Genomic DNA, 15,445 nt, shown 5'->3' with positions numbered 1-15,445 from the left:
ACCTATCTCAAGGCCTGCGCTCGAAGTTCTTCGCCGCTGCAGCCGCCAGGTCCGGCGGCAGGAAGTCCTTGTCCGGGTTGTAGTCCGGTTTGAGGTACCGCTTGAGGTCCTGCAGGTCCTGCGGGCTCAAGGTGCCGGCTGCCTGCTTGAGGCTCAGGTTGTCGAGGATGTAGTCATAGCGGCTGTTGTTGTAGTCGCGCACCGAGGTGTACAGCTGACGTTGGGCGTCAAGCACGTCGACGATATTGCGGGTACCCACCTGGTAGCCGATCTCGGTGGCTTCCAGCGCGCTCTGGTTGGAGATGATCGACTGCTTGCGCGCCTGCACCTGTTCCACGTCGGTATTCACTGCGCGGTGCAGGTTGCGGGTGTTTTCCACCACCTGGCGGCGCAGGCTTTCACGCTGCTGCTCGGTCTGGCTCAGGCGCTGGTAGGCCTCGCGCACCTGCGAACTGGTCAGGCCGCCGCTGTAGATCGGGATGTTCAACTGCAGGCCGATGCTGGTCTGCTCGACGTCGCCGCTATAGCGCGTAACGGGGGCCGGCGCGGGGTTGGTGAAACCGAAGTTGTCGTTGTCACCCTTCTGGTACTTGGCAACTGCGTCAAGGGTCGGCGCGTGGCCGGCCTTGCGCTGGCGCAGGGTTTCCTCGGCAGCGACGACCGCGTGGTTGGTGGCCAGCAGGTTGAGGTTCTGGCGCCCGGCGGTTTCGACCCAGGCCTTGGCGTCGTTGGGCGTAGGCACCTGCACTGGCAAGGTATGGACCACGCCTTGAATCGACGTGTATTCCCGGTTGGTCAGGGTCACCAGGGCCTCGAAGGCATCCTGTACCTGGCGCTCGGCAATGATTCGGTTGGCCCGCGCCGTGTCGTAGCTGGCCTGGGATTGCAGCACGTCGGTCTTGTCGGAGAGGCCGACGTCGAATCGTTCGTTGGACTGGTCCAGCTGGCGCTTGAAGGCCGCTTCCTCGGCCTTGGTCGCGGCCAGGTTGTCCTGGGCACGGAGCACGGCGAAGTAGTTCTGTGCGGTTTGCAGAATCAGGTTCTGCTCGGTCGCCGACAGCTCCAGCGCCGCCTGTTCGTTGACCGCCTCGGCCGCCTGCAACTGGAACCAGCGATCAGCGCGGAATATAGGTTGCGCCAGGGTTGCGCTCCAGGTGTTGCCGCTGCGGTTGCTGGTGGCCGATGGTTCGTCCAGCTTGGTGCGGGTGTTCAGCATTTCGGCACCGGCCGACAGGTTAGGCAGCAACCCGGCGCGAGCCTGCGGTACCACTTCGCGGCGGGCGCCGTAATCGGCGCGGGCCGCAGCCAGGTCAGCGTTGTTGTCGACCGCTTCCTGATAGACGCTGACCAGGTCGGTTTTCACTGTAGTGGGCACGTCCGCTGCCCAGACCACTCCGTTGGACGCACAAGACACGGCTATTGCCAGTGAGAGTTTGCGCAGCATAGAGGCAATCCTTGTACGAAATTTAATTACTGAACTGTTGAGTATCGAGCGACGGGCCAGTGTAGTGCCATGCGCACCCGGCAACAATCGCTCGGGGTGCCTTTCATCATCCGCGCATTTACCTGCTTGGCTTTGCCGACCACTCCAGTCTAGACTGCGCATGTTCTTGTCGGGGTGCCTTGAAGCAAAGGCTGAGATCGCAAAGTTGCGGATCCCGTTGAACCTGATCAGGTTAGCGCCTGCGTAGGGAACAAGATTGCTCGCCTTCCCGGGGAGCCTCTTGTGCCAGGTCCGGGAATGTCGCAGCTGCATGCAGCTTCAGGCACCCCCATATCCGGCACTGCACCCATCAAGGGTGCGTCCGCGCCTTTCAGGTTCACCCCGACATTCCACTGCTAGGAAGCCGTCTGGAGAGCCTGTGATGACCAAACAAGAAAAAGCGATCAACCTCAGCGAATCGGCACAAGTCGATCAGCAGTCCGTGCAACCATTCCCGCGTTCGCGCAAGGTGTATGTCGAAGGCTCGCGCCCGGACATCCGCGTGCCCATGCGTGAAATCAGCCTGGACGACACCCCTACCGATTTCGGTGGCGAGTCCAATGCCCCGGTGCTGGTCTACGATACTTCCGGCCCGTACACCGACCCCAACGTTGTCATCGACGTGCGCAAGGGCCTGGCCGATGTGCGTTCGGCGTGGATCGAGGCACGCGGTGACACCGAGCGCCTGGCCGGCCTGAGCTCCGACTTCGGCCAGCAGCGCCTGAACGATGCCGAACTGGCCAAGCTGCGTTTCGCCCACGTGCGCAACCCGCGTCGGGCCAAGGCTGGTGCCAACGTCTCGCAGATGCACTATGCCCGCCAAGGCATCATCACTGCCGAGATGGAGTACGTGGCCATCCGCGAAAACATGAAGCTGCAAGAGGCACGTGCCGCTGGTCTGCTTGACGAGCAGCACGCCGGCCATAGCTTCGGGGCCAACATCCCGAAAGAAATCACTCCTGAGTTCGTCCGCCAGGAAATCGCCCGTGGCCGCGCGATCATCCCAGCCAACATCAACCACCCGGAAGTGGAACCGATGATCATCGGCCGCAACTTCCTGGTGAAGATCAACGGCAACATCGGCAACAGCGCCCTGGGTTCCTCGATCGAGGAAGAAGTGGCCAAGCTGACCTGGGGCATCCGCTGGGGTTCGGACACGGTCATGGATCTGTCCACCGGCAAGCACATTCACGAAACCCGTGAGTGGATCATCCGCAACTCGCCGGTGCCGATTGGTACCGTGCCCATCTACCAGGCCCTGGAAAAGGTCAACGGCGTGGCCGAGGACCTGACCTGGGAGCTGTTCCGCGACACCCTGATCGAGCAGGCCGAGCAGGGCGTGGACTACTTCACCATCCATGCCGGCGTACTGCTGCGTTATGTGCCGCTGACTGCCAAGCGTGTCACCGGTATTGTCAGCCGTGGTGGCTCGATCATGGCCAAGTGGTGCCTGGCACACCACAAGGAAAACTTCCTGTACACCCACTTCGAAGAAATCTGCGAAATCATGAAGGCCTACGACGTCAGCTTCTCGCTGGGCGACGGCCTGCGTCCCGGCTCGATTGCCGACGCCAACGATGCCGCGCAGTTCGGTGAACTGGAGACCCTCGGCGAGCTGACCAAGATCGCCTGGAAGCACGACGTGCAGTGCATGATCGAAGGCCCCGGCCACGTGCCGATGCAACTGATCAAGGAGAACATGGACAAGCAGCTGGAATGCTGCGACGAGGCGCCGTTCTACACCCTCGGCCCGCTGACCACCGATATCGCTCCTGGCTACGATCACATCACCTCGGGCATTGGTGCGGCTATGATCGGCTGGTTCGGTTGCGCGATGCTCTGCTACGTCACGCCCAAGGAACACCTGGGCCTGCCAAACAAGGATGACGTGAAGACCGGCATCATCACCTACAAGATCGCCGCTCATGCCGCCGACCTTGCCAAGGGCCACCCGGGTGCGCAGATCCGTGACAACGCCTTGTCCAAGGCACGCTTCGAGTTCCGTTGGGAAGACCAGTTCAACCTCGGCCTGGACCCGGACACTGCCCGTGCCTACCACGACGAGACCCTGCCTAAGGAATCGGCCAAGGTCGCGCACTTCTGCTCGATGTGCGGGCCGAAGTTCTGCTCGATGAAGATCACCCAGGAAGTGCGTGAATACGCCGCCAAGATCGAAACCGTGGATGTGACGGTAGAGCAAGGCATGCGTGAGCAGGCCGAGCGGTTCCGGCAGGAAGGCAGCCAGCTGTATCACAAAGTCTAAGTCGCAGCGCTGACCCCTGTAGGAGCGACCTTGTGTCGCGATGGGCCGCGAAGCGGCCCCGGCAATTTCAGTCGCGAAGCTGAAAACCTGGGGCCGCTTTGCGGCCCTTTCGCGACACAAGGCCGCTCCTACAGCGACCGCGTCCAATCCAATACCTTGCCGAGTGTCAAAGCATGACCACCCCCAGCCAATTCTCCCCCGACCACCCGGTCCCCACCGCCCAGCGCATCTTCGGCGCCCGCGACCTGTTCTCGCTATGGTTCTCCCTCGGCATCGGCCTGATGGTGCTGCAGGTCGGCGCCATGCTGGCCCCTGGCCTGGGCCTTGCCGGCGCGGTGCTGGCTATCGCCCTGGGCACCGGTGTGGGTGTGCTGCTGCTGGGGGCTGCCGGTGTCATCGGCAGCGATACCGGCCTGTCGGCCATGGGCACGCTGAAACTGAGCCTGGGTGGCCATGGCGCTCGCTTGCCGGCGCTGCTCAACCTGCTGCAACTGGTGGGCTGGGGTGCGTTCGAGATCATCGTGATGCGCGATGCCGCCAGCCTGCTGGGCGCGCGGGCGTTCGGCGAAGCCAGCGCCTGGAACAGCCCTGTGCTCTGGACCCTATGCTTCGGCGCCCTGGCCACCTTGCTCGCAGTCGGTGGGCCGCTGGCGTTCGTGCGCAAGGTGCTACGCACTTGGGGTATCTGGCTGCTGCTGGGCGCTTGCCTTTGGCTGACCTGGAACCTGTTCGCCAAGGCCGACCTTGCGGCACTGTGGAACCGCGCCGGCGACGGATCGATGTCGCTGGCTGTGGGTTTCGACATCGCCATCGCCATGCCGCTGTCCTGGTTGCCGCTGATCGCCGACTACTCGCGTTTTGCCCGTAACGGCAAACATGTATTCGGTGGTACGGTGCTGGGTTACTTCATCGGCAACACTTGGCTGATGAGCCTGGGCGTGGGTTACACCCTGGCCTTCGCCGACAGTGGCGAAGCCAACGCCCTGCTGCTGGCCCTGGCGGGCGCCGGCATGGGCATTCCACTGCTGCTGATTCTGCTGGACGAGTCGGAAAAGGCTTTTGCCGACATTCACTCGGCGGCCGTTTCCACCGGCGTGCTGGTGCGCCTGAAGGTCGAGCACCTGGCGCTGGCCATTGGCGTGCTGTGCACGCTGATCGCCTTGCTGGCACCACTGGCACAGTACGAGAACTTCCTGCTGCTGATCGGCTCGGTGTTTGCACCGCTGTTCGGTGTGGTATTGATGGACCATTACGTGATCCGTCGCCGCCGCTTGCCAGCACAGGTGCATGGCTTGCACTGGCAGGCACTGCTGGCCTGGGCGGTGGGCGTTGCCGCGTACCATCTGATCGCCGCGCAAGCGCCGGACCTGGGTGCGACCCTGCCGGCATTGCTGCTGGCAGGGCTACTGCACGGGCTGCTGAGCTTCAGCCGCGGCCGGGAAACAGCTCGGGCTTGAGCACGCCATTCAGGCGCGGGTAGGGGATCTTCAACTCCACGTGGCCCATGGAGTAGGGCGCGATGGTATAGACCTCGTACTTGACCACCACCGCGCCGTACGTCAGGGCGACGTGCGGCGACTGCTTGAACGGCCAGGTCTTGATGAACTCGGCATCCTTGTCCATGCCTACGCTGATCAGCCAGGCGCGGTGCGATTCCTCGACGGTTTTCCAGAAGGTGTCTTCCTGGCCGGGCACCAGCATGTCCTGCAGGGTCAGCACCTTGTCCAGCTTGCGCGAATAGTTGATGAAGCCACGCCCGGGCATGCCGTGGGCGCCGCCGCTGTCCAGGTAGCTGGACAATTCGATGATCACCAGTCCGTCATGCTGCTCGCGTACCTTGGCCTGCAGGTAGCTGCTGTTGCGCCTGTCGGCACTGGCCAGGTACTGCTGCTCGTAGGCTTGCAGGGTGGTCGGTGCGTTGCCGCGCTGGTTGTCTTCGGTCAGTTGCAGCAGGCGTTTCTCGACGATGCCATCGAGCTTGGGCAAGGCCGGGAAGTGGATCATGTCGATGTTCACCAGCGGGCAGTCGCTTTCGCTGCAGCCGGGTTTGACATGCTCCCAGGCATCGCGCTTGACCTCGAGCGGCGCCCGGTAGTTGGGCGTGAACAGGCTTTGGCAGGCACCCAGGGCCAGGGCCAGCACAGCCACGGAAGTCAGTTTGACAAGTGTCATGAGGATCCTTGCAGAACAGGGAAAAGTCGGCCTTTGACCGTCTGCGCGGCCTTCAGTTCGCCACTAAGCTAACAGAGAGAAGGCGCGCTGTCCCGAGTGCGCGAACGGTTGCCGGAAAGGGGTGAAACCGGCAGGCGTGCAGAGTAGGATGGCGCGATGCGGTATTCGAGGTAATGAGGATTTCCATGTCAGACGCGTTGAACTCAGTGCCCAAGGGCTTCGAAATCATTGAGCGGGCCAACTGCTTCCAGGGCTTTTACAAGCTCGACAAGCTACGTCTGCGCCACGAGTTGTTTGCCGGGGGCATGGGCCGCGAGATCAGCCGCGAATTGTTCGTGCGCCATGATGCGGTGTGCGTGCTGCCGTACGACCCGTTGCGCGATGAAGTGGTGCTGATCGAGCAGTTCCGCGTCGGTGCACTGGACAAGGTCGACAACCCCTGGCTGATCGAGATGGTGGCCGGGCTGATCGACAAGGACGAGCAACCCGAGGAAGTCGCCCACCGCGAAGCCGAAGAAGAAGCCGGCCTGGCCTTCAGCGCCCTGTGGCCGATGACCCGTTACTTCCCGTCGCCCGGCGGCAGTGACGAATATGTTCACCTGTTCCTCGGCCGTTGCAGCAGTGAAGGGGCGGGCGGCCTGCATGGCCTGGAAGAAGAGGGCGAGGACATTCGCGTGCGCGTGTGGTCGTTCGAGGATGCCATGCAGGCGGTGCGCGACGGGCGCATCTGCAATGCGGCGACCATCATCGGCCTGCAATGGCTGGCGCTGAACCGTGATGAAGTACGAGGTATGTGGAAGTGAACCTGCTGCGCGAGCGTTATCGGGTCGACCTGGTCGGGCTGCAGGCAGCTTGCGAGGCCAACTACGCCCGGCTGATGCGCCTGTTGCCCGACATGCGCACCACCCAGAGCTCGCGCCGCATCGGTATGACCCAAGGCGACCAGATGCTTGGCGTGCTGGTGCTCGACGTGGTGCTGGCCTGCCCGTACACCACCACCCTGCACGTGCGCCAGGAGCACAGCCTGCCATGGTTGCCGGTGCCGCACCTGGAAGTGCAGGTGTACCACGATGCGCGCATGGCCGAAGTGGTCAGTGCCGAACACACCCGTCGCCTGCGCAGCATATACCCCTATCCCAACGAAGCCATGCACCAGCCGGACGAAAAGGCCCAGCTCAACCTGTTCCTCGGTGAATGGCTGAGCCATTGCCTGGCCTGTGGCCACGAGCTGGCAAGCGTTCGCTGAATTGTGACGTGGTTTGGGTACGGGTGTTTGCTCGCACCCGTTGTACAGCCATAATTCGCGCTGAATCCGTTCGAGGAGACGGCCGTTGCCGCAGCCAGACCAATCGCGCCCCGTGCATGTGGTGCAACTGACCGATGCCCACCTGTTCGCCGACTCGGCCGGCAGCATGCTGGGCCTCAATACCCGTGACAGCCTGCGCCATGTAGTGGCCCAGGTGCGGCGGGAGCAACCGCTTGTCGACCTGCTGCTGTGCACTGGCGACCTGTCCCAGGACGCCAGCGTGGCGTCCTATGAAGCGTTCCGTGAGCTGACCGCACCGTTTGCCGTGCCCACCCGCTGGTTGCCTGGCAACCATGACGAGGCCCGAGTCATGGCGCAAGTGGCGCCGGAGCTGGTACAGGCGGTGACCGATATCGGTGCGTGGCGCATCGTCATGCTCAACACAGCCGTACCCGGGGCGACGCATGGGCTGCTGGAGGGCGATCAGCTGGCAGTGCTGGAAGCGGCCTTGCGAGAGGCGGGTGAACGGCATTGCCTGGTGTGCTTCCACCATCAGCCGGTGGATATCGGCTGTGCCTGGATTGCGCCGATCGGCTTGCGCAATGCCCAGGCGCTGTTCGATATCGTTGAGGGGTACCCACAGGTGCGGGCGCTGCTGTGGGGGCATGTGCACCAGGAATGGGATGAAGTGCGCGACGGCCGTCGCCTGCTGGCCACTCCGTCGACCTGTATCCAGTTCGCGGCGCGCAGCGAGGATTTCAAGGTGAGCGAGGAGCAGCCTGGATACCGCTGGCTGCGCCTCCACGCCGACGGGCGGTTGGAGACCGGGGTGGAGCGGGCAGTGGATTTCCAGGTGAAGCTCGACTTCGATAGCCCTGGCTATTGAGCTGCGGCCCATCGCGACACAAGGCCGCTCCTACAGGGAACTGTGGTTGCGCCTTCGGTGAAGAAATTGTTGCGAAACCCGTGACACTGCGTCAAAACCCGGCGAACGCGCTACACTGCGCGTCCCTGCGCCCATATCACCGGGCGCGAAGCCACAGATTCCGGGGGCAGCATGTCGGGTTCCATCCTCTATATCCATGGCTTCAACAGCTCGCCACTTTCGACCAAGGCGCGCCAACTCGAGGCCGTGATGCAGCAACTGGGCCTGTCGGCCCAACTGCGGGTGCCCGCCTTGCACCACCACCCACGGCAGGCCATCGCCCAGCTCGAAGCGGCCATCGCCGAACTGGGCGCACCATTGTTGGTAGGTAGTTCGCTCGGCGGCTACTATGCCACCTATCTGGCCGAGCGCCACGGCCTCAAGGCCTTGCTGGTGAACCCGGCGGTAACACCGCACAAGCATTTCGACGGCTACCTGGGCACCCAGCACAATCACTACACCGGTGAAGCCTGGGAGCTGACCCACGATCACGTGCAGGCCCTGGCCGAGCTGGAAGTACCAGCCCCGGTGGACGCCAGCCGCTATCAAGTGTGGCTGCAGACCGCCGATGAAACCCTGGACTATCGCCATGCCGAGCGCTATTACCGTGCTTGTGCCCTGCGCATCCAGGCCGGTGGCGACCACAGCTTCCAGGGCTTCGCCGAGCGCCTGCCGGCACTGCTGGCTTTCGCCGGCATTGCCCGTGGGCAGTACGCAGCGCTCGATTTTTCTGTATTTTGACTTTTTTGCATTCACCAGACTGACGACGAGACCCTATGGCCACTCCCAGCGCTAGCGCCTATAACGCAGACGCCATCGAAGTCCTCTCGGGCCTTGACCCGGTCCGCAAGCGGCCGGGCATGTACACCGATACCAGCCGCCCCAACCACCTGGCCCAGGAAGTCATCGACAACAGTGTCGACGAAGCCCTGGCCGGTCATGCCCGTTCGGTACAGGTCATCCTCCATGCCGACCACTCACTTGAAGTCAGCGACGATGGCCGCGGCATGCCGGTGGACATCCACCCGGAAGAGGGCGTGTCCGGGGTCGAGCTGATCCTCACCAAGCTGCACGCCGGCGGCAAGTTCTCCAACAAGAACTATCAGTTCTCCGGTGGCCTTCACGGCGTGGGCATCTCTGTGGTCAACGCCCTGTCGACCCAGGTGCGCGTGCGCGTGAAACGTGACGGCAACGAATACCAGATGACTTTCGCCGATGGCTTCAAGGCCAGCGAGTTGGAAGTGGTCGGCTCGGTCGGCAAGCGCAACACCGGCACCAGCGTGTACTTCAGCCCCGACCCCAAGTACTTCGATTCGCCGAAATTCTCCATCAGCCGCCTCAAGCATGTGCTCAAGGCCAAGGCCGTGCTGTGCCCGGGCCTGCTGGTCAGCTTCGAGGACAAGGCCAGCGGCGAGAAGGTCGAATGGCACTATGAGGATGGCCTGCGTTCCTACCTGGTCGATTCCGTCAATGAGTTCCAGCGCCTGCCCGACGAGCCGTTCTGCGGCAGCCTGGCCGGTAACAAGGAGGCGGTGGACTGGGCCTTGCTGTGGCTGCCCGAAGGCGGCGACAGCATCCAGGAAAGCTACGTCAACCTGATCCCTACCGCCCAAGGCGGCACCCATGTCAACGGCCTGCGCCAGGGCCTGCTGGATGCCATGCGTGAATTCTGCGAGTTCCGCAACCTGCTGCCGCGCGGCGTGAAGCTGGCGCCGGAAGACGTCTGGGAGCGCATCACCTTCGTGCTGTCGATGAAGATGCAGGACCCGCAGTTCTCCGGGCAGACCAAGGAGCGCCTGTCGTCGCGCGAGGCGGCTGCCTTCGTTTCCGGCGTGGTCAAGGACGCGTTCAGCCTGTGGCTCAACGCCCACCCCGAGCTGGGCATGCAGCTGGCGGAGCTGGCCATCAGCAACGCCGGGCGCCGCCTGAAGGCCAGCAAGAAGGTCGAGCGCAAGCGCATAACCCAAGGCCCGGCACTTCCCGGCAAACTGGCCGATTGCGCCGGCCAGGACCCGATGCGCGCCGAACTGTTCCTGGTCGAGGGTGACTCGGCAGGTGGCTCGGCCAAGCAGGCTCGCGACAAGGAATTCCAGGCGATCCTGCCGCTGCGTGGCAAGATCCTCAACACTTGGGAAGTGGACGGTGGCGAAGTCCTGGCCAGCCAGGAAGTGCACAACATCGCCGTGGCCATTGGCGTCGACCCGGGTGCCACCGACCTTGCGCAGCTGCGCTACGGCAAGATCTGCATCCTCGCCGACGCTGACTCCGACGGCCTGCACATCGCCACGCTGCTGTGCGCACTGTTTGTCCAGCACTTCCGCGCCCTGGTCGAGGCCGGGCATGTGTACGTGGCCATGCCGCCGCTGTACCGCATCGACCTGGGCAAGGAAATCTACTACGCCCTCGACGAGGCCGAGCGTGACGGTATCCTCGATCGCCTGGTGGCCGAGAAGAAGCGCGGCAAGCCACAGGTCACACGCTTCAAGGGCCTGGGCGAGATGAACCCGCCACAGCTGCGCGAGACCACCATGGACCCGAATACCCGGCGCCTGGTGCAACTGACCCTGGACGACGTGCAGGCCACCTGCGAGCTGATGGACAAGCTGCTGGCCAAGAAGCGCGCGGGCGACCGCAAGAGCTGGCTGGAAACCAAGGGCAACCTGGCCGAGGTCATGGTTTGATTCGGCGGCTTCTGGCTGCCTGCCTGGCGCTGGTTGCCCTGCCGAGCCTGGCGGGCAACTGGCCAGAGTTGAAGCTGAGCGCCGAGCACCCGATCGAAGGCATGCGCGGTGGCAACCTGTCTGGCCTGGTGGAATGCCGGGGCGGGCTGTGGGGCGTATCCGACCGCGACGACGACCGCATCTACCGCTTCGACCAGCAAAACCCGACCTGGCGCGCGCAGCCGCTCACCTTCACCCCGCCAGCGGTGCCGGAAAGTGGCCTGCCGTGGGGCCTGAAGTCGCGCAACTGGGCGGCGTCGTATATTCGTGGTGGCGAACTGGATTTCGAAGGCATCAGCTGTGACCAGGCGGGCAACCTGTACCTGGTCAGCGAAGCTCATGCCGCTGTGCTGCAACTGCCGCTGGAAGGCGAGGCGGACTGGTTGAAGATCGACCCGGCCATGGTTCGTCAGGCCCGGGCCAGCGGCATGCTGCTGAACTTCAACGCCTTGTTCGAAGGTCTGGCGATCAACCCGGCGGGTGACCGCCTGTGGCTGGCCGCCGAGCGCGAGCGCCGTGGCCTGGTGGCTATCGAGCGCCAGCAGTCGGTGTGGACCTGCGGCCGCAGCTGCGTGTTGCTGAGCGAGGCCGGGGTCGAAATGCAGCCGGCACAGATGCCCAATGCCCAGGCACTGTCGCGCGACTTCGCCGACTTGGCCTGGTTCGAAGGCAAGCTGTTCACTCTCGAACGCAATGCCTACCGCGTCTGTCGTCGGGATACCGACAGCGGCATGGTCGAGCGCTGCTGGTCGTTCGCTGCCGATGCCCTGGTCGAGTCGCGTCGCTACCAGCAGCCGTTCGGTCTGGCCGAGGCCCTGGTGATCGATGCCAAGGGCGCCTGGATAGGCGTGGACAACAACAACGGCGCCCGCGCCGATGGCGAAGCACGCCCGATCGTCTGGCGCTTCGATGCGCCGGAAGGCGGATGGAGCGCCAAGCCATGAGCCAGGCACCGGGCAAGCGGGCTGGCAAGGTATTGATGATCGTCGCCTGGGCGGCGGCGCTGTTCCTTGCCACGCGTTTTTTCGGCCAATGGGAAGACAGCCAGCGCAACCCCAATGCCCAGGTGCAGTCGACGCATGGCGAAGGCTTTATCGAGGTGCGCCTGCTGGGCAACGGCCAGGGCCACTTCGTGATGGATGGCGCAATCAACGGCCAGGTGGTGCATTTCATGCTCGACACAGGTGCCACCGACGTGGCCATCCCCGAGGCGCTGAGCCGCGAGCTGGGCCTGGAGCGTGGCAGCCCGGTGCAGCTCAGTACCGCCAACGGCCGTACCGAAGGCTACCGTACGCGCCTGACCAGCCTGCAGCTGGGGGATATCCGCCTGCAGGACGTGCGCGCCATCGTGGTGCCGGGCCTGGACGGGCAGACCGTATTGCTGGGCATGAGTGCCCTGAAACAACTTGAATTTACCCAGCGCGGCGGCACCATGCTGCTGCGCCAGAACCTGAAATGACGAGGCCCGCATGAGCGACTCACTGGAACTCAGCCTGGATGGCGTAGAACGCCGCTCGCTGGCTGACTTCACCGAACAGGCCTACCTCAACTACTCCATGTACGTGATCATGGACCGCGCCTTGCCGCACATCGGCGATGGCCTGAAGCCGGTGCAGCGACGCATCGTCTACGCCATGAGCGAGTTGGGGCTCGATGCCGATGCCAAGCACAAGAAGTCGGCGCGTACCGTCGGTGACGTGCTCGGCAAGTTCCACCCCCACGGTGACTTGGCCTGCTACGAGGCCATGGTGCTGATGGCCCAGCCGTTCAGCTACCGCTATACGCTGGTCGACGGCCAGGGCAACTGGGGTGCGCCGGACGATCCGAAGTCGTTCGCCGCCATGCGTTATACCGAAGCGCGTCTTTCGCGCTACGCCGAAGTGCTGCTCAGCGAAGTTGGCCAGGGCACCGTGGACTGGGTGCCCAACTTCGACGGCACCCTGCAGGAGCCGGCCGTGCTGCCTGCGCGCCTGCCCAACATCCTGCTCAACGGCACCACTGGTATCGCCGTTGGCATGGCCACTGACGTACCGCCGCACAACCTGCGTGAAGTGGCCACGGCCTGTGTGCGCCTGCTCGACGAGCCCAAGGCCACCATCGAGCAGCTGTGCGAGCACATCCAGGGGCCGGACTACCCGACCGAGGCCGAGATCGTTACGCCGCGGGCAGAAATCCTCAAGATGTACGAAAGCGGTCGCGGCTCCATCCGTATGCGCGCCGTCTACCGCGTCGAGGATGGCGACATCGTCGTCACCGCGCTGCCGCACCAGGTCTCCGGGGCCAAGGTGCTGGAGCAGATCGCTGCGCAGATGCAGGCCAAGAAGCTGCCTATGGTCGCCGACCTGCGTGACGAGTCGGACCACGAGAACCCGTGCCGCATCGTCATCATCCCGCGCTCCAACCGTGTGGATGCCGATGAGCTGATGCAGCACCTGTTTGCCACGACCGACCTGGAGAGCAGCTACCGGGTCAACGTCAACATCATCGGCCTGGACGGCCGGCCACAGCTGAAGAACCTGCGAGCGCTGCTGCTGGAATGGCTGGAGTTCCGTACCGCTACCGTCCGTCGCCGCCTGCAGCACCGCCTGGACAAGGTGGAGAAGCGCCTGCACCTGTTGGAAGGTTTGCTGACCGCGTTCCTCAACCTGGATGAAGTTATCCACATCATCCGTACCGAAGACCAGCCCAAGCAGGCCCTGATCGCCCGTTTCGACCTGACCGAAATCCAGGCCGACTACATTCTCGAGACCCGCCTGCGGCAGCTGGCACGCCTGGAAGAGATGAAGATCCGCGGCGAGCAGGATGAATTGCTGAAGGAGCAGGCCAAGCTGCTCGCCCTGCTGGGCAGCGATGCCAAGCTGCGCAAGCTGGTACGCAGCGAGCTGATCAAGGATGCTGAAACCTATGGCGACGACCGCCGCTCGCCGATCGTCGAGCGTGCCGAGGCCAAGGCGCTGTCGGAAAACGAGCTGATGCCGACCGAGCCGGTCACCGTGGTGCTCTCGGAGAAGGGCTGGGTGCGCTGCGCCAAGGGTCACGACATTGATGCCACCGGCCTGTCGTACAAGGCCGGCGATGGCTTCAAGGCCGCTGCTGCCGGGCGCTCAAACCAGTTTGCCGTGCTCATCGATTCTACTGGCCGCAGTTACTCGCTAGCCGCCCACAGCCTGCCGTCGGCGCGTGGTCAGGGCGAACCACTGACCGGCCGCCTGACGCCACCACCGGGGGCCACCTTCGAGTGTGTGCTGTTGCCGGACGACGATGCACTGTACGTGGTGGCTTCGGACGCCGGCTATGGCTTCGTGGTCAAGGGTGAAGACCTGCAGGCCAAGAACAAGGCCGGCAAGGGCTTGCTCAGCCTGCCCAACGGTGCCAAGGTCATGACCCCGCGCCCGGTGGCCAACCGCGAGCAGGACTGGCTGGCGGCGGTTACCACCGAAGGCCGTCTGCTGGTATTCAAGGTCAGCGACCTGCCTCAGTTGGGCAAAGGCAAGGGCAACAAGATTATCGGGGTGCCGGGCGACCGGGTGGCGAGCCGTGAAGAATTTGTTACCGATCTGGCCGTGATAGCAGATGGCGCGACGCTTGTATTGCAAGCCGGCAAGCGTACCCTATCTCTGAAAGCGGACGACCTGGAGCATTACAAGGGCGAGCGCGGACGGCGCGGCAGCAAGCTGCCACGCGGGTTCCAGCGGGTCGATGGGTTGCAGGTGGAAGTGCCGGCGTAAGCGGTTGAAATGTCTGGAGCGGCAATTTCAGCGTCGTTCCGGGCAGAAATGCTGGAGTCGGACGGTTATTTCGCGGATGATATGGCCCTTGCGGTGCCGGCGTGGCCGTGTGCCCGTTTGAATTTATATGTATCACTGCGGTTGGCCTTTTGGCGACCGCCTGGATGGGATGATGAAATTTCTGCGCCTTCCATTTGCGCTGTTGATGACTGGCCTGCTGGGCCTTGGCGGGTGCACCATGCATCAGCCGGTTGCCCTGTACCAGCTCGACAGTGGTGATCCTGGCCAGCCTTCGCAGAGTGCGGGCATGGCCGTGGTGCTCGGTCCGGTATCGGTTGCCGATTACCTGCAACGTGAGACGTTCCTGCAGCGTCAGGCCGATGGCAGCCTGAGTTCGGCGACCGACGGTCGTTGGGCCGGCAGCCTTTCGTCGGATATCGACCAGCTGCTGGTGCGCCAGCTCGCCTGGCGCCTGGACAGCCAGCGCGTGGTGCTGGCCCCGGCGGCTGCCGGGTTCAACCCGGATGTACAAGTGCTGCTGTCGATCACTCGCCTGGACTCGGGCAAGGACCAGCCGGCTGTCCTGGATGCCCAGTGGCGCCTGTTGGACCGCCGTGGCCATGTGCGTGACAACCGCATCGTTCACCTCGAACAGCCACACGCGGGCAGCGAGGCGTCGCAGGTGCAGGCCCAGGGCCAGTTGCTTCAGAAACTGGCCGAACAGCTGAGCACAGCGGTCAAGCCTCTGGCTAACCAGCCGGCGATTGCCGAAGAGTCGCCTAAAAAATCGGCTGCTCCGGTGCAGGTGAAGAAGACGCCTGAGAAATCCAAGATCCCGATGGCTGCGCCGATTCGAACCGATATGGAAGTCTACCGGTTCTGATCTAACTGCCAGATACGAAAAAGCC

General features: G+C 63.7%; 13 protein-coding genes and 1 riboswitch. Of the genes, 11 read left to right on the top strand and 2 right to left on the bottom strand.

Going from position 1 to position 15,445, the window contains the following annotated elements; genetic code table 11:
* Positions 1-7 precede the first annotated feature (7 nt).
* Positions 8-1,444 (bottom strand): TolC family outer membrane protein, encoded by a 1,437-nt coding sequence (locus tag GEV38_RS24845; RefSeq protein WP_003258125.1) that lies wholly within the window; start codon positions 1,442-1,444, stop codon positions 8-10.
* A gap of 160 nt (positions 1,445-1,604) precedes the next feature.
* Positions 1,605-1,711, top strand: a riboswitch (TPP riboswitch).
* Positions 1,712-1,865: 154 nt separating this feature from the next.
* On the opposite strand from GEV38_RS24845, the gene thiC reads away from it, so the two are divergent.
* Both thiC and cytX read left to right on the top strand, forming a co-directional pair.
* Positions 1,866-3,746: a phosphomethylpyrimidine synthase ThiC gene (thiC, locus tag GEV38_RS24840; protein WP_015272025.1), complete on the top strand. Its 1,881-nt coding sequence runs from the start codon at positions 1,866-1,868 to the stop codon at positions 3,744-3,746.
* A 173-nt stretch (positions 3,747-3,919) separates the two neighbouring features.
* Entirely contained in the window at positions 3,920-5,203 is a 1,284-nt protein-coding gene (gene cytX / locus GEV38_RS24835) for a putative hydroxymethylpyrimidine transporter CytX (protein ID WP_015272024.1), read from the top strand.
* Here cytX and GEV38_RS24830 read toward each other — a convergent pair.
* Positions 5,172-5,918, bottom strand: coding sequence for an RsiV family protein (locus GEV38_RS24830; protein ID WP_015272023.1), 747 nt, complete (start codon positions 5,916-5,918; stop codon positions 5,172-5,174). The genes cytX and GEV38_RS24830 overlap by 32 nt on opposite strands.
* Positions 5,919-6,103: 185 nt before the next feature.
* On the opposite strand from GEV38_RS24830, the gene GEV38_RS24825 reads away from it, so the two are divergent.
* From GEV38_RS24825 to GEV38_RS24785, 9 genes are all read left to right on the top strand, one after another.
* Positions 6,104-6,721, top strand: a complete 618-nt coding sequence (locus tag GEV38_RS24825) for an NUDIX domain-containing protein (protein WP_015272022.1) — start codon at positions 6,104-6,106, stop codon at positions 6,719-6,721.
* Complete coding sequence (locus tag GEV38_RS24820; RefSeq protein ID WP_016501905.1) at positions 6,712-7,164, top strand: DUF1249 domain-containing protein; 453 nt, start codon at positions 6,712-6,714, stop codon at positions 7,162-7,164. The genes GEV38_RS24825 and GEV38_RS24820 overlap by 10 nt, the downstream gene beginning before the upstream one ends.
* An 85-nt stretch (positions 7,165-7,249) precedes the next feature.
* Complete coding sequence (cpdA, locus tag GEV38_RS24815; protein ID WP_015272021.1) at positions 7,250-8,050, top strand: 3',5'-cyclic-AMP phosphodiesterase; 801 nt, start codon at positions 7,250-7,252, stop codon at positions 8,048-8,050.
* 171 nt (positions 8,051-8,221) lie between these two features.
* Positions 8,222-8,830, top strand: coding sequence for a YqiA/YcfP family alpha/beta fold hydrolase (locus tag GEV38_RS24810; RefSeq protein WP_003258136.1), 609 nt, complete (start codon positions 8,222-8,224; stop codon positions 8,828-8,830).
* Between the two features lie 35 nt (positions 8,831-8,865).
* Positions 8,866-10,770 (top strand): DNA topoisomerase IV subunit B, encoded by a 1,905-nt coding sequence (gene parE / locus GEV38_RS24805; RefSeq protein ID WP_015272020.1) that lies wholly within the window; start codon positions 8,866-8,868, stop codon positions 10,768-10,770.
* Complete coding sequence (locus GEV38_RS24800; RefSeq protein ID WP_013974455.1) at positions 10,767-11,753, top strand: esterase-like activity of phytase family protein; 987 nt, start codon at positions 10,767-10,769, stop codon at positions 11,751-11,753. Before parE ends, GEV38_RS24800 begins: the two co-directional genes overlap by 4 nt.
* Entirely contained in the window at positions 11,750-12,268 is a 519-nt protein-coding gene (locus GEV38_RS24795) for a TIGR02281 family clan AA aspartic protease (protein WP_054572207.1), read from the top strand. Before GEV38_RS24800 ends, GEV38_RS24795 begins: the two co-directional genes overlap by 4 nt.
* A 10-nt stretch (positions 12,269-12,278) precedes the next feature.
* A complete protein-coding gene (gene parC / locus GEV38_RS24790) occupies positions 12,279-14,537 on the top strand; it encodes a DNA topoisomerase IV subunit A (RefSeq protein WP_015272018.1) in 2,259 nt (752 codons plus the stop codon).
* 172 nt (positions 14,538-14,709) lie between these two features.
* Positions 14,710-15,420 (top strand): membrane integrity-associated transporter subunit PqiC, encoded by a 711-nt coding sequence (locus GEV38_RS24785; protein ID WP_031324184.1) that lies wholly within the window; start codon positions 14,710-14,712, stop codon positions 15,418-15,420.
* The last annotated feature ends 25 nt before the right edge of the window (positions 15,421-15,445 follow it).

Origin of the sequence: Pseudomonas sp. 13159349, assembly GCF_013305685.1 — a bacterium.
GTDB lineage: Bacteria > Pseudomonadota > Gammaproteobacteria > Pseudomonadales > Pseudomonadaceae > Aquipseudomonas > Aquipseudomonas asiatica.
The sequence above is the reverse complement of the archived record's forward strand: the minus strand, read 5'-3'. Positions and strand labels throughout refer to the sequence as shown.

What these genes read in the sequence shown, in the direction of transcription:
- GEV38_RS24785 (WP_031324184.1), top strand. Translation starts at nt 14,710, where the DNA reads ATGAAATTTCTGCGCCTTCCATTTGCGCTGTTGATGACTGGCCTGCTG.
- GEV38_RS24810 (WP_003258136.1), top strand. Translation starts at nt 8,222, where the DNA reads ATGTCGGGTTCCATCCTCTATATCCATGGCTTCAACAGCTCGCCACTT.
- GEV38_RS24795 (WP_054572207.1), top strand. Translation starts at nt 11,750, where the DNA reads ATGAGCCAGGCACCGGGCAAGCGGGCTGGCAAGGTATTGATGATCGTC.
- thiC (WP_015272025.1), top strand. Translation starts at nt 1,866, where the DNA reads ATGACCAAACAAGAAAAAGCGATCAACCTCAGCGAATCGGCACAAGTC.
- parC (WP_015272018.1), top strand. Translation starts at nt 12,279, where the DNA reads ATGAGCGACTCACTGGAACTCAGCCTGGATGGCGTAGAACGCCGCTCG.
- GEV38_RS24825 (WP_015272022.1), top strand. Translation starts at nt 6,104, where the DNA reads ATGTCAGACGCGTTGAACTCAGTGCCCAAGGGCTTCGAAATCATTGAG.
- cytX (WP_015272024.1), top strand. Translation starts at nt 3,920, where the DNA reads ATGACCACCCCCAGCCAATTCTCCCCCGACCACCCGGTCCCCACCGCC.
- GEV38_RS24845 (WP_003258125.1), bottom strand. Translation starts at nt 1,444, where the DNA reads ATGCTGCGCAAACTCTCACTGGCAATAGCCGTGTCTTGTGCGTCCAAC.
- parE (WP_015272020.1), top strand. Translation starts at nt 8,866, where the DNA reads ATGGCCACTCCCAGCGCTAGCGCCTATAACGCAGACGCCATCGAAGTC.
- GEV38_RS24830 (WP_015272023.1), bottom strand. Translation starts at nt 5,918, where the DNA reads ATGACACTTGTCAAACTGACTTCCGTGGCTGTGCTGGCCCTGGCCCTG.